Annotated in this window: 17 protein-coding genes; all 17 read right to left on the minus strand. The window is 58.9% G+C overall.

The window, feature by feature from the left end; all coding sequences use genetic code 11:
* Positions 1-53: 53 nt before the first annotated feature.
* The 17 genes from HEP89_RS22965 to HEP89_RS23045 all read right to left on the minus strand — a co-directional run bounded on the left by HEP89_RS22965 (position 54) and on the right by HEP89_RS23045 (position 13887).
* Complete coding sequence (locus tag HEP89_RS22965; protein WP_168693128.1) at positions 54-206, minus strand: hypothetical protein; 153 nt, start codon at positions 204-206, stop codon at positions 54-56.
* Entirely contained in the window at positions 206-571 is a 366-nt protein-coding gene (locus tag HEP89_RS22970; RefSeq protein ID WP_168693129.1) for a phage tail assembly protein, read from the minus strand. The genes HEP89_RS22965 and HEP89_RS22970 overlap by 1 nt, the downstream gene beginning before the upstream one ends.
* Before the next feature lie 66 nt (positions 572-637).
* Entirely contained in the window at positions 638-1150 is a 513-nt protein-coding gene (locus tag HEP89_RS22975) for a phage major tail tube protein (RefSeq protein ID WP_022998854.1), read from the minus strand.
* 52 nt (positions 1151-1202) lie between these two features.
* Positions 1203-2438: a phage tail protein gene (locus HEP89_RS22980; protein WP_168693130.1), complete on the minus strand. Its 1236-nt coding sequence runs from the start codon at positions 2436-2438 to the stop codon at positions 1203-1205.
* 66 nt (positions 2439-2504) lie between these two features.
* Complete coding sequence (locus HEP89_RS22985) at positions 2505-3104, minus strand: hypothetical protein (RefSeq protein ID WP_168693131.1); 600 nt, start codon at positions 3102-3104, stop codon at positions 2505-2507.
* A 67-nt stretch (positions 3105-3171) separates the two neighbouring features.
* A complete protein-coding gene (locus HEP89_RS22990) occupies positions 3172-3612 on the minus strand; it encodes a hypothetical protein (protein WP_168693132.1) in 441 nt (146 codons plus the stop codon).
* Positions 3612-4814 (minus strand): hypothetical protein, encoded by a 1203-nt coding sequence (locus HEP89_RS22995; RefSeq protein WP_168692954.1) that lies wholly within the window; start codon positions 4812-4814, stop codon positions 3612-3614. The genes HEP89_RS22990 and HEP89_RS22995 overlap by 1 nt, the downstream gene beginning before the upstream one ends.
* Before the next feature lie 9 nt (positions 4815-4823).
* Positions 4824-8108 carry a DUF4815 domain-containing protein gene (locus HEP89_RS23000; RefSeq protein ID WP_168693133.1) on the minus strand — a complete coding sequence of 1095 codons (3285 nt, stop codon included), beginning with the start codon at positions 8106-8108 and terminating at the stop codon, positions 4824-4826.
* Positions 8108-9211 carry a phage tail protein gene (locus HEP89_RS23005; protein ID WP_168693134.1) on the minus strand — a complete coding sequence of 368 codons (1104 nt, stop codon included), beginning with the start codon at positions 9209-9211 and terminating at the stop codon, positions 8108-8110. The genes HEP89_RS23000 and HEP89_RS23005 overlap by 1 nt, the downstream gene beginning before the upstream one ends.
* Complete coding sequence (locus HEP89_RS23010; protein WP_168693135.1) at positions 9208-10059, minus strand: baseplate J/gp47 family protein; 852 nt, start codon at positions 10057-10059, stop codon at positions 9208-9210. The genes HEP89_RS23005 and HEP89_RS23010 overlap by 4 nt, the downstream gene beginning before the upstream one ends.
* Positions 10060-10068: 9 nt before the next feature.
* Positions 10069-10467, minus strand: coding sequence for a GPW/gp25 family protein (locus tag HEP89_RS23015; protein WP_031268609.1), 399 nt, complete (start codon positions 10465-10467; stop codon positions 10069-10071).
* Between the two features lie 3 nt (positions 10468-10470).
* On the minus strand, positions 10471-10656 hold the full coding sequence (locus tag HEP89_RS23020; RefSeq protein WP_168693136.1) for a hypothetical protein: 186 nt from the start codon (positions 10654-10656) through the stop codon (positions 10471-10473).
* 9 nt (positions 10657-10665) lie between these two features.
* A complete protein-coding gene (locus HEP89_RS23025; protein ID WP_168693137.1) occupies positions 10666-11214 on the minus strand; it encodes a phage baseplate assembly protein V in 549 nt (182 codons plus the stop codon).
* Positions 11211-12026, minus strand: coding sequence for a hypothetical protein (locus HEP89_RS23030; RefSeq protein WP_168693138.1), 816 nt, complete (start codon positions 12024-12026; stop codon positions 11211-11213). The genes HEP89_RS23025 and HEP89_RS23030 overlap by 4 nt, the downstream gene beginning before the upstream one ends.
* A complete protein-coding gene (locus HEP89_RS23035) occupies positions 12026-12400 on the minus strand; it encodes a hypothetical protein (protein ID WP_168693139.1) in 375 nt (124 codons plus the stop codon). Before HEP89_RS23035 ends, HEP89_RS23030 begins: the two co-directional genes overlap by 1 nt.
* A gap of 18 nt (positions 12401-12418) precedes the next feature.
* Positions 12419-12772, minus strand: a complete 354-nt coding sequence (locus HEP89_RS23040) for a hypothetical protein (RefSeq protein WP_168693140.1) — start codon at positions 12770-12772, stop codon at positions 12419-12421.
* Between the two features lie 101 nt (positions 12773-12873).
* Entirely contained in the window at positions 12874-13887 is a 1014-nt protein-coding gene (locus HEP89_RS23045) for a major capsid protein (RefSeq protein WP_168693141.1), read from the minus strand.
* Positions 13888-13899 lie beyond the last annotated feature (12 nt).

Below are 13899 nucleotides of genomic sequence, written 5' to 3' on the forward strand. Positions count from 1 at the left end.
CGGCCCTCGGTCGGGCTAATGACTGAAAGGAGAATGGAGACCTAAGGGCGGAATTAGTTCCCGCCCTGAGGCTTCTTGGATTTGGCTTCCGCCTCGACCTGCAAAACCTCTTCGACATGGCCGAAGTAACGGAAGAAGGTCGGGACGTCCCAATCCTCGATTTCCGTCAGGGACTGATGCAGGTACCGCGCGATCTGCGCGGCCATCAATCCGAAGCTTTTGCCCGCCTGGCCAGTTCCGCCTGAACCGCTGTCTGCATGCCGTAGCTCGCCGCCTCTTCCGTCAGGAAGCCCATTTTGACGTCTTCCCAGGACTTTCCCATGAGAGGCGCGACCTGCTCTTCAAGGGTCGCATAGTCGTCGGCATCAAGATCGAAGATCACTTCGGCCGGCACTCCTGCCATTGAGGCATAGACAGCGCCGGTCTTCTGCAGAATGCTCTTGTAATCATCCGCCGCGACGAGGTCCCGGACCTTGCGTTTACGCGCGAACGTCAGCTTGTCGAAGGTCTTGCCGCCGTGCTCGACCGGCTCTTCAAGGGTAAGTTCGACGGGAGTGGTTTTCTGAGACATGTCGTATCTTTCAAAAGAAAAGCCGGGACAGAGCCCGGCCGGTTGAGGTTGGATAGAAAGTTGGAGTTACGCGCCAAGCGCGCCGCGCACGCCTTCGAACATGTCGACACCGTCCCGGCGCAGCTGCCGCTCCCAGAAATCGATGTAGAACAGTTCCTTGCCGTCGAGGGTCAGTTCAAAGTGCGTCACTTCGGTGAGCGCATGATTACAGCCCTGGAAGTCGACGGGATCACTTTCGTCGGGCTCCCACTGCGTGACAGCGCCTTCAATGATCGCCCGGCCCGGCACATCCAGGCCGGTGCGCTTGTCCTTGTAGGCACCTGCAAACACCCAGCGGTCACGCGCCCCCAGTCCTCCGAACACGTCGGTGTCGAGGCCTTTGCACATGAATTTGGGCTCCAGCGCCTCAATGCGTGGAAGAGTAAAATCAACGGCAATAACGCCGCCGCCAGGGTTATGCCCTGCGTTCGCAAACTTGATCGGCGGAATGGTCAGTTTCGCGATCGTGTGAACCCGCGAGGTGCCGGGCGTCTCAGCCCGGCGAACATCAACGGCGGATAGCATGTAAATCGTCTGCATGATCAGATCCTGAGTTCTGGAAAATCGTTAGTCGTCACCGTGTCAGCGCTGATCAGAGATCGTTCGACAGGCGGGCGATGATTTCGTTGACGAGGTTGTCGACGGCCGGCCGGTACCGGCGGATCTCGTGCTGGGCGAGCTTGAAGACCGGGCAAGGCTCGATGCCAATATCCAGCTTCAGGCGGCCGAGGCGGATGTTTTCCGGGCTGTTCTGGCTCTTCTTGAACATCTCGTTTTTCGGCGTATAGCCGAGGATGTTGCCCTCGTTGACGTGATCACGCAGAGCGAAAGCAATCGAGTTGATCCAGGCCTCGGTAGTGTCGGCATGAATGCGGCGGCCGAGGAACTGGTTCGTGATCTCGATGATCTGCGTCACGATGTAATCGGTACCGCGCACCTGGTGGATCTGCTCCCACAGCTCCCCCGTCTGAGCGTTGTCGGTACCGATGAAGCGATACCCGCCATCGGCAATCGCGCCATCAACACCGGTTTCGCCCTCGGCCACGATGGCGACATTCGCCGCAAGCATCTGCTGGCCCTCGGTGGAGCCGTCCAGTGTGGAAAACGGGATCTTCCGGGAAAGACCGGCAAGGCCGTACAGCGCGCGGTTGGCAAACGGGTGAAACGGCTTGCCGCCCCCAACCTGGTTGTCAATACGCGCCATCAGGCCAGCAACGCGCGGCATCATCGGACGGGTAACAACCTGCGCACCATCCCAGACCTTTGCCGCGACACCGATCGGCATCAGACGTTCCGAGTTCATCGTCTCGCGGGCGTCGATGGCGTTCGACGCCGAGGTGTCGTCGACGTCGACCGGTGCGACAGCCATGATCTTGCCGAGGTTGGCTTCCAGCGCCGCGATCACCGGGTTGGTGGTTTCGAGATCCGGGCGCCAGGCAGTGCGGCCGGCAACGACAATGCGCGGGGTCTTGTTGACTGCGGAGGGGATGCTGGCAACGCCGTTGACGATGGCGGCAATTGCAGCCGCGGTCGCGGCGACATCCACGCCCTCGACAACGCGAACGATCGTCACATCCGCACCGGAGTTCAGATCGGTCAACTGATCGTTGATCCCTTTGACGGCATCGGCCAGCAGCCCGGTACCGAGTGCGGATACGGCCTCGGCATCGCTGGTCGAGATCCGCACGGGCGTGTCGGCCGGATACTCGGCAACCGAAGCGTCCTCGGACGTTTCGATCAGGAGCATCTGGGAGAAGTCGGCACCAAGCGCCGGAACGATCTCATCGTCCGGGCGCGTGAAGCTCATTCCAAAGACTGGTTCGGTCATCTTTCCTCACAATCAGCCCGAGAACCGGGCACAAAAAAACCGCCTCACGGGCGGTGTTGGGTTGGATTAAAAAAGCCCCGCAGGCTCAAAGATCGGTAACGGGAAGCTCTGAGATCCGGTTATGGCCATGGCCAACACAAGCGCCCACCACAGACCACCGATGATCAATTCCGATAGCGTGTTGCCGAAACTCGTTCGAAAACGCAGCTCATACGCCCCAACTCCCAAGGCAGCGAAGGGAACGGCAGCAGCGAGAAGCCACTGGCTAGACCCGCTCAAAACGCACCAAGCACCAAGCGTCGGAAGGACGAACAAACCAAGACGAAGGAACAATGCAAGGTGGTCTGACCCAAAAGACACAAACGACATGGCCTTGACGAAAAGAGAATTGCGCCGTCGGTCATCGATTTGAAAGTCATCATGTCGATGAAGATCAAACCACAATCCCCATCCAGGAGCGCCCCAAATCAGGAAACCAAGTCCGAAAACAAGACCGAGCACCGGATCAAGAATTGCCGCTGTCAGCGCGCCAAGAATGGCCGACACGTAATAAAGCGCGCGACCTGGCAGCCGATCCGTCAGGCTCGACATGCCCCCGCCCCTGATCCGGTTGAAAACCATAAAGACCGGCAAAGCCGCCAGCCACGGAAGAAAGAGCGATTGCATAGGCATCCTTTCAGGCACAAAAAAACCGCCTCGGGGGCGGTGCGGGTTTAAGGAATTTGAGATCCGATCAAAGCTGCAAGGAACTCTGCCAGAGCGTGTCGACTTCTTCAGGCGTGAAGCCGAGCGTTACCGAAAGAGAAACGACGAGCGGGTGCGTTCGGTTGAACTCCGCCGCATACTCCCATTCGACCTGCGCTGTTTCCCGTTCCACCGGGTTGGCAATTGCTGCAATCGCCGTTTCGACCTGAGAAAGCGAGCGGCCTGATTGCAGAAGGCCGAGCCGGAATTGCCGGGCAGTGAGTGGGGGCATGTTCTCTCGAAGTTCTTCGATCGTCGGGGGAACAGGAGCTACAAAGTTCCATTCGCCGTTCTCCCAGATGTAGTCCGGGGATGGACGCAGGGGAACCTCTACCGTGCCAACTGGATGGTCGGCTAGCACATGATCAGACGGATACGTGGTGGTTTGCCAATAACCGAAGTCTGGGTGATAGAATCCGTGTTCTGCCATCAATATAGCTCCCGCCAAAGTGCGATCTGGTTGTCAGGAACGCGGTAGTACCAACCCGGAGGGACGATTGCAGAGATACATCCTCCCCAGTTGTTGTTGTCGTTACTCCACCCAACATCAATCCAAGAAGAGTTGTTGGACGACAGTTGCAGCCGCATTCGGTTGTTTCCGGCTGTTGATCCAGAGCCGTTCTGCGTTACGCAAACCATCATCGATTTGTTGTGGGTGTTTCGGTACGAGGTGTTGTACGACCTCGACACAGACCGCCAAGACTGACCTTTACCAATAAATTGGTTCTCAAGGTCCAATGCTTCTCCGGTCACTCTGAAGTTGGCGGAGAACAGTCGTGAATTTCCGTTAGACTTGTAGGGGCCATCAGAAACAAAGTGCCAGGCATTGGAGCTATCATCATGCCAGAAATGGTCGATGTTTGTCCCTGAACGGTCTGAAAATGGACCATCAGAATCATTGGCAATAAACGCACCGTTGTTGGTGGTTACATCCTTACCCTCTGTGTTGATTCCTGCAGTGAAGGTCACTTGCCCTGTTGCGCTGGAGTGTTCATCCGACCGCAAAAACTGCGAGCTATCCAATCCATCGAACAGATCGCTGTCAGCGGCCTTGTCACCGACACCCAGCTTGCCCGCAATTTGACCGGTGATGGTGGTTGCAAAATCCGGATCGTTGCCGAGCGCGGTCGCCAATTCGTTTAAGGTGTCGAGTGTTCCGGGCGCCGAGCCAACCAGGTCATCAAGTGCCGCCTGAATGTCCGCCTGGTTCGCCTTCGTTGCCTGAAGGCTTGAAAGCGCTTCTTGCACGTTGTTCGCGGTAAGACCGGAGATCGGATCTATGCCGAAGAAAGCAGCCTTGGCGACGATCGCGGTCCATTTCCCGGTCAGATACTGCAGCATCATGCCCTGCGTGACGTCGGTTGTATCCGTGTCCTGCAGGGCTGCGAGCGTGTCAGGGAGACCCGTGACGCTGTTGGTCAACGTGTCCAGCGCATTCTGCAAACCAGTCACGTCACCAATTTCGTGATCGTGTGCGCTTGCCGCTTTGCCTGCAAGGGCAGAGTCAATGCCGTTCAAGAGCAAGTCGACCATGTCGACCATCAACGCGATCCGCGCCATGTCATAGTCGAGATCATTATCGACGTGCGGTTTCGGAAGGTTTTTATGCTGAGTTACAGCGTCGGTTGGCATCAGAACCTCTTAGTAACCGTAGGCGCGAAGGCGCGCGATGGACGGGCGGGCAGCCGGCGTTCCGTTCAGGGTGATTTTCACGCGGCCGCCGTTGGGAGCGGAGAAGCCGGCAAGGGTAAGTTTCGGCTCGGTCCAGCCGCCACCAAGCGCGCGGGCACTCTCCTGGACAAGCGGTTGCCAATTGTCGTCGCCGGCGTCGACAAAGGCTGACACAGTCGCCCCGGCCGGTTGCCACCGGTCGAACAGTTCCCTGAAGCCGATTACCCCGTCGATGGTGAAATGTCGGGAGACATAATCGGCCTGTTCCTGAAGCTGCCCACCGATGATCGTGGTGCCGGGCCAAAGGACCGGCGACAGGTATTCCGTCCCGCTGAGAACCGCGCGCAGCTTCAAGGTCTCTGAAACATACTCATCGAACTCGATGGCCTGCCCCGGTGCGAGCGGTATGACATCGCCGTTCGCCCGCTCCAGCTCATAGCGGAAACGGGTCTGGTCGGACTGCAATTCGGCCGTGCCCCGCACGACCAGGTCGGTGATTGCCGCAACCGCCCCTTCAAACAGTTGCACCGTCTTCTCAGTCGGGTTGAACCGGGCCGCAACGATATCGATTTTCAGATCACTTTTTGGGTGCGCTACCCATGTGGTCCGGTTGGAGCCAGAGAACAGATCGCCGTTGGTGTAGGGCTGCGAGGCTACGAGCTGCTGGGTTTCCGGAACCACCTCGCCAAGCGTTGCAATCTTGACCGCGTGGTCCGGATCGTCCGTCATGATGACGATGCAGTATTTCTCCGAAGCGCTGAGATAGTGCGGAATGTTCCAGCGCGGCCGGACCTTTTCCCCCGGCTGAACGCCCGCCATCGGAATGAACGCATCGGCAAGGATCACGTTGGTCGGATAGCCGTTGAGCGTTGTGGCGAGCTGGCACAAAAGGCCGTTCGACGCGCTGCCCACCGCTGCGATCTCCACGTCAAAGCCCAGCATGAAGCAATCGTTGGGCGGGACAAAGGTCCAAGCCAGCGGATCGCCATTCATACCGCCTTCGCGGCCGGAGCTTTCCCGAGAACCCGAATTGCGGTTCGACACGTTGGTGACGTTGGTTACACGCGTGATCTGGTTGATCACGTTAATCACCGGTGGCGGTGCGGAATGGGTGACAAGATGCACCTGCCGCATGACTTCCACCGTGATCTGACCGCTGCCAACAAAAGAAGCCTGGGCAAAGCCGCCCGCGGCCCCTTCCGCCCGGATCGCATGCGTCCCTGTCGGGACACGCGCCGGGATCTGGAAAGTACCGGCAATCTCACCGTTGGCATCCGCAGCAAGCGGCCCGGCCGGCGTTACGTCCCGGCCGCCGAACAAAAGCTTTTCAAGCTGCTCATTCGGCGCGAAACCTTCAATGCTAAAATCGATATCGATCTGCCGCAGGAACTCAGCCTCACGGGTCGTTTGGCTGACTTCCTCGTTGATCGTCGACCTGCCCGGAGATTGCCCTGGCGCTGCGGTGAACTCACGCGTGACGGCGGACGTCCACTGCGTTTCGGTTGCCGTCCAGAAATCGTTATTCGGGTTGAGCGCCAGCAATCCCGGCATCGGGTTGAAGTTGGCATAGGGGTTGACCTTCATCGACCCGGTTGCGAGCGGCTGCGAGATAATCACCTGTTCGGTGTAATCCAGCATTTCCAGCCCGCCGACTGTTTGCAGGAAGGTCTGATAGACCGGCAACTGCAAGACGCCCTGGTTGGCGGCGGCCGACTGGACAACGCCCGCGTCGCGGTAAAAGTCAGACCGGAAATCATCCGTGAAAATACCATCGGCAGAGATAGACGCCGCATCCGGTACCGACTGCTCCAGAATGGTCCGGTTAAGCTGATCGGCCAGTTTAACAACCAGCGAGAAGTGCGCCCGGACTTCCTCATAGGTCGCAACGCGGGTGCCGTTGTTGACGATCTCCGGAGCGCCGTCCCAGGTATTGTGGATCTCGGCAAGCTTCAGATGCCCTTCAGGCGCCTTCGGCGGCAAGGCGCCCTTGCGGGCCGATACGCCTTCGACAACAAATGGCGTGCCGTTGATATCAAAAACCAGAATGTCCTTGCGCGGGATCTTGGAATTATAGGTCAGCAGCACCGTTTCCCCGGTAACGCCTCCCGACAAGGTCACAGTGGTGGCGTCAAACGCATCAGGCGCAACCTGGTCGAAATAAAGATAGGTCACGACATATGTGCTGCCGCTCGCCGGCTCGTCTCCGACCGGTGCCCAGGAGATCTCGTCACCCTGCAACGTGTAGGTTGCCGGATCAAATGTGGTCGCACCCTGCGTCACGCTTTCGATCCGGACGATTGATCCTTCCTGCAAGGTGTCGAGGCCATTCGGCACCGCCCCACGGGTGACGTTTTCCGAAACGCGCTTGGTCACAACGGCCGAAACCAGGTTGGCGATCGGCGGACGGCCGACTGTCAGGACTGCGGTGCCGCTGCCGGCATCGGCGAAGCTGAGCGTTTCAGCGGAGACCAGTTCAAGGTCCGGATCTTCCGGCAAGAACAGCGTAAAAGCGGTTTCACGGGTGCGCCGCCAGCCCTGAATGTTGGCTGCGCCGGCTGCGATGGAGAGGATCTGGTTGCCCTCGCCATCATCACCGAGCGCGGTTACCTCACAGCCAGAGACGATATAGGACCCGCGAGCGCGATCGTAGATGGCATTCGTCGCCAAAGGTCCGTCAAAGGCGGCCGGTGCTGTCTGGTCGACAACCGTGCCGTCACGGACCTGATAGACCTGAATGAACTGGCCTTCGCCGCCATCGTTGAGCAAAGCCCAGGCGAGAGTCCTGTTAGCGCGATGGGCACCGGGTTCGCCTTCCGCTTCGCTACCAGGCTGCAAGCCAACAAGCGACGCATCTTCTTCATGGCCGACATATGTGACCACTTGGCGCACGCCAACGATCACGTCGCCGGCAATGGCAACATTGTCGAACTGAGCCGCCGGGACGGCCAACACGTGGCCATCGATATAGATCCGGCCGGGCTGCAAAATGATGCTGGCGGTGGTCGGTACGACATTCGGATCTTCCGGATCGATGTCGAGGGCAACCTTGATTTCCGCGCCGCTTTCCCGGTTACCGTTTCCGGCGACCATGTTGCCGATCGCCTGAATGCGGCGGCCGGTCAGGCCCTGAAGTTCATTGAGTTCCGCACCCTGGACATACCGGTCCTCGACAAAGACCAATTCCGTGCGCTTATCCGGGGCGCTAGGCGTTCTGTCGAAAGCTCCGGGAATGCCGGACTCGTGTTCGTAAGCCATCAGAACCTCAAGAAAAATTGGACGTGTTCGCGCACTGTCTCTCCAAAGAGAATGGAGACGGGTTGCGCAGCGATTTCTGTGCCGCCGGTCAGGCCGGCAGGCTCCAGCCACAGTTGGCCGGGTTTTGTTTGATCGGTGACGTTCGCGTCGATCACGACCGAAACGGATGCGGCTTCAGAGCCGTAACCATCCCCGAAGCCCGTCCTTGCGAAGACATGCACACCGAGCGGGTTTTCAGTGCCGGGCTCCAGAAAGTCAGGGCCGAAGGTGTAACCACTCAGGCCGTGCCCAACAGCCCGGCAAATGGACTTCCGGTAACCGATGGTCTGATCCTGTGCGTCCGCGAACCGGAGCCAGCAGGGCAGCCCCTCCAGAGACGTCGCCAGCGAGACTCGCCGGGCCTGTTCCGCATCGTTCGACCACTCGAACGTCGCAGTCACCCACGGAAAGTTCATGTCAGCCCAAAGAGAGCTATCAATCTCGGGTATCCAGATGCCGATGGAGGTCAGTTCCGCTTCAGTCAGAACATGGCTGAACTGGTAGTTTCGCCCGAAGGACCATTTCGGGCCTTTGCCGTCGATCCGTACACCGCTGTCATTGGACAGGATCGAGCCGCTCAGCCGCGTCCGGCAGCCCTCGGCGGCTGGCACGTCATGCCCGTTAACGCCGCGCCGGAACGTCGAGCGCTCCGGGATACTCAGGTCAACAATGCCGGCGATCTTGAAAAGATCTTCGCGATCATCTCGAACCCGATCCAGATCAATCTGGAATTCAGCCCAAGCTGTGCGGCGCGCCGGCGGGTCCTTGAGAGTGCCCGAATAGCCGACAATTGCGAGGCCCCGGTTGACCGATTCATGCGTGCCCCTCGCCTCGCACCACGGACGCCGAAGAGCAAGGATGGCGGCATAGGTTTCAACGAATGGCTGGAGAACCCCCATACCAAACTCTTGAACCAGATAGGGGCGCAGATCCGGTGGCTGCACAATGTGCTTCCACCCGGAAATATAGCTCAGGGCGGGATCAATCTTCGGCGCTTGGTCCCCTGCCCGATCGAGCGCGACTTCAATCGGCGTCGCATTGGAGGGAAGAAGTGTCTCGGTCATCGGCCCCGCCCGGCAAACTGAACGGTCACTTCACCAATCTTGACGGCTTCCTCCGGGCTTGCGACCACATCAGCCACCGGTGCGTTGACCACGACATTTGAAACGCCGGCCACCATCGCAGCCTTGCTCACCCAAGCCCGATGCAGGTCGAGCCCCAACAGGTTCTCCTGATCGCGCGCCAGGCGAATGAGATCTGGAAGCTCTGCGAGAACGTCTTCCGAAGCATCCGGTGTCAGGGTGACGGAAAGATCGACCGCAAACACTTTCTGAACGGCCGACATCACGTTGTAACGGTCGGACACCAGGCGAACCGCAGGAGCTTCAAGAGCGGCCCGAACAGTCGCAAGAAGGGACGCAGAAGCCGCGCCGCCAACGTCAGTCGACAGCACGGCAATGTTGACGGTCGGGTCTCTTCCAACGGTCCATGTCGCGATGTCGCGAACCTTGGGGCTCGATGCCATGGCAATGGCCTTGAACCGCTCATGAGTGCCGCCGGGAGACCGGCCAATCGTCGCCAGCTGAACGCGCTCACGCAAACGATCATCTGTTTCACCTGCGAGCCTGGCAATACCGTAGTGGGACGCCAAATGCTCAAGGTCTGTGCCGGTTGAATAGGCAAGGATCTGGTTCCGAGCGACATGGTTCGCACGAGTGCGCAAACGGATCTCGCGATAGCTGAAGGCTTCCAGAACGATCTTGACCGGATCTGTTTCAAGCGCGCCGACATCATAATCGATGCCTGCGGCCGCGAACAAAACGGTCACATCATCGATGAAGCCTTGCAAAATGGTCTCGTAATCCAGTTCCTCAATCACTTGAGGATCTGGAAGGCTGGAAAGATCGATCACGGTTTACCCTCAGATGACCGAGGCCGAGGCGGAACCGCCTGCAAAACGCACGGAAAAGGAAAGATTGCGCTCGATGGTGAAGTCACCAAGATGGCCGCGGGGCCGATAGTCCGCCTCAATGACAATGCCGACTGTCCCGCGGCGGACTGCGTCAGCCGAACCGCTGAAGGAAACCCGGCGCACATGCAAACGAGGCTCCCAGAGATCTATGGCGGTTCCGATCACTTGCTGCACGATCGCCATCAGTGATGGCTTGACCGCCCGGCCGAGCAGCTCAGCGACCCCGCCTCCGAACTGCCGGCGCATCACACGCGATCCGATGCCCGTTGACAGGATCACCTCCACGCTCTGAAGCGTGTGCGTGAGATTGTCGAGCGGGAGCATCGTCACACGGTCAAAACCGGACATGGCTTATTCTTCGCCTTCCACGGACTCGGCACTGTCTGCCGCAGCTTTCGGCTTGGACGTCAGGAGCCGCCCAAGCGAAACGTCATGCATCGCCTCTTCCTCGGTCAGACGCAGTTTGCGGCTTTCGGGAATGCGAGCAGCACTGATCGCGCTGACACCGTCAGCGACGTAATAAGTCTTCTTAGACATGGATTTCTCCTAATGCGGTCCTTCGGTGTCCGCTCCGCCGGGGATGACCCCGGAGTGGACATGATCATCGCCGATGTTGGTGCCGTTGTGCTTGACGTGCCCGTCTGCAAAATCGACGTCGCCTTCGACTTCTAGATCCCCTTCGATTTTCACGTCACCCTTGATCGTGACGTCACCCTCGATAGTCACTTCGCCATCCTTCATCGTGATGGTGATGCCGAAGGCTTTGACGACATTGGCTTGCGGGTCATTGCTCGGTGCCTGGTTGCTGTCCGTAAAACCGCCACGCAAGAGAACACCCTGCCGAATGTCACCGTTCGGGCTGAGAATGCCAACAACCTGCCCTTTGGAAAGTGGAACCCAGGACGATGTCTGACCGCCGCTTTCCGGATGCGGCAACCAGGGCGACAGGAAAGGGCCGTCTTCATCGTCGCCAAGCTTGATCCGATATCCCTTGGCAGGGTCGATTTCTTCAATAGGTCCGATCCGGATCATTTGACCGAACCGGGTTTTCAGCATCTCGATATCGATGCGCTGCCCCGTCAGAAACTCAATCATGCCCCAACCTCAACCGGCTGTCCGCCCGCGACATCAATTGTCACATTGCTGATCTCGCTGTCCTCATCCGCATCAGGCACGTATTCGAAGCCGAGCGAGCCGAGTTCGGTCAGGGTCAGGCCGATCCGCTGACGTGCCTCTTCCAGATCCTCAGGGGACGCCGGGATCTGATCGAGGATCAGCGCTCCGAGCTTCTGGTCATCGGCATCGCCAGCCGCGAGCAGCGCAAGGAACCGTGAAAACGGCGCGCCCTCAGGTACGTCCTTAAGGAACTGCGGATCTTGCAGGGCGTCGACCGTAAACGTCAGCTTCTGCGCCGCCACCCGTTCACCCGTCCGATCGCTGCCGGCGCGCTCACAGGTGACTTTCACCACGCGGCGGATCAAGCCGCGCAACACTTCTGCCGCTTCATTCTGCCCATCTGACAGACCGGACCGGATTTGCCGCCCCAGAATGTCCAGGTAGAAATCATGCATCCGGCTCGCATGCGGGATCGTCGGGAAAATGACCTGCATCTTTCTTCCCGGATGGTCCGGATCGTCAACCTCTTCCCGCATGGCGTCGGTGACACCGTATTCGAGACAAAGGTTCACAAGCCCGTTCTCGTGAAACGCGCGCTGTTCGTCAGGCTTGGCTTCCGCGTCATCGGTATAGACCGCGATAAACCGGCCCTTTTGCGGCTTGATGCGCAATCCTTCTTCGTCCTCACCGAGAATACCAATCTCGCTATCGAGAACGTTTCCCTCGGCTACAGTCCGGTCCTTGAGGGCCTTGACCGCCAACATTCTCAATGCAATCCGCACAAGGCTCATCAGCTGTCCCCAAGATTGATAATCAGACGGCCATGGCCGTTCGGATCGACAGAAGAAACGCGCCAACGCGGTTCGCCTGGTCGCTCCAATGCAATGACTTCGTCACCCTGCCGGACCTCAAGGTCTGGGTAGACCGCTGGATCCGGCTTCAGAACCGCGCCGCCTGTCCGGACATTGCCGCTGAACTGGCCCGACCGGTCACCAGACAGAGACTGGTTCTCGCGATCCTCTTCAACCAACGGCGCAACGATCTCGCGTGCCGGCCGCTCCGGATCTTCCCGGCCATCCTTCCAGGCAACGATCCTGACGCGTTCTGCAAACATGCCGTCCACACTCGAATGCAGACGGCGCTTGAATTGATCGAACCGCGGCATGTTTCATGCCCCTCGTTGTCAGGCCTTGGCGTCGGCAAGCGCGCTTTCTGCACCATCCAGGGCTGCCTGAGCCGTTGCCTTTGCCTCATCACTCTCCGCGCTTTCGAGAGCTTCCTTCGCCGCCGCGACGGCCTTTTCGAGCCCGGCGAGTTCGGTCTTCTTCTTGTCTGCCCCATCCGTGCTTTGGGCCGGTTTGGTAGTAGAGGTTGCTTTTTCTGCGAACCGGTCGCTGACAAGGTGCTCGCCGTAGGCAATCGGAACAGTGACCACCTCACCGGGCTCGCAAACCCGGTCCTTCGCGGACTTGAGAACATCCTTCGGGATGATGCCACCGAGGGGGAACTGGATTTTCATGGTTGTTTTGGAAGCCATTTCACGTCTCCTTTTGATGTCGAAAGGCTGAATGCCTTCGGAGATCAAAAGAAACCCCGGGGCGATGCTCCGGGGTTTTTCGCAGGTCAGATCTGTGCGGCTTAGACCGTCAGGCGCCGGAGCGCTCCAGGCCGAGTGCAAAGCGAGATCACGTTTGTCTGGATCTCGATTTCTGCCTTCTTGCCGTTCTGCGGCACCCAGACTTTTGCGTAACGCGGCAGGCCCTGTGTGTTCACCGTCTCGATGTAATCGGCCGGCGCGAAGCGGCTGATGAAGAGCCCGGAAACACCCATCGGCGTTACACGGCCCTCGTTCTCGGCGATGTAGCCAACGCCGCCGTTATCGGCTTTGGCCCTGCTGCCATTCCGATAACGTTCAAAGGTGAATTTGCCGATCTGGTACTTGTCCGGAATGGCCTGGCGAAGCTGGTTAGCGCCGACAGTATTCAGGAACGTTTCGCGGATGCGCTTGTGGTTCCAAACCTTCAGGTGGAATTCTCGGCCAGTCCAGACATGAAAGCCGGTATAGTAATCGTCGAGAGAGTCTTCGATGGACCAGGCAACGTCCGTTTCGAGGATCTCGTCGACCTTGGCGGCTTCGTTGTCGAGATCCAGACTGACGGCAGCCGGTACGGCAATCCCGAACCGCGAATAGAGATTTTCGAGGACCACGCCGGATTTTGTGACCACGATGCCCTTGATCGCGCCGGCGCGCTGATGCTCCAGCGTCATGTCGAGATCGCGCAGATGACGATCGGTCTTCGACCGGACCCGATCCATGACCTGCTCGACTTCGGTTTCGGAACCGAATGCACGGACGCCCTGAACTTCATCTGCCTTGACCGCGTCATCGCGCTCATAGTGAGGCACCGAAAACGGAACCAGACCGCGACTGCCGTCGCCAGTCGTCTCACCCGGACCGCCACGCTCGGTCGGCTCCACAAGGCTCAGCTCACCCTTCTGGTTTTCAACAGAGATAACGGTCGTTGTGACGCTGTCCTCTTCGAACATGCCCGAGGACGAGATCTGTCCAGGGCGGTAAGGCTGTTCGTTGACGGTTGCCGTCAGGTTCTGAACGCTGAATGCATCGTCATTGAAAATATCGAGTGTCGGCATGCAGGGTCCTCC

The sequence above is a fragment of the Labrenzia sp. 5N genome (genome assembly GCF_012395805.1).
Lineage (GTDB): Bacteria > Pseudomonadota > Alphaproteobacteria > Rhizobiales > Stappiaceae > Roseibium > Roseibium algicola.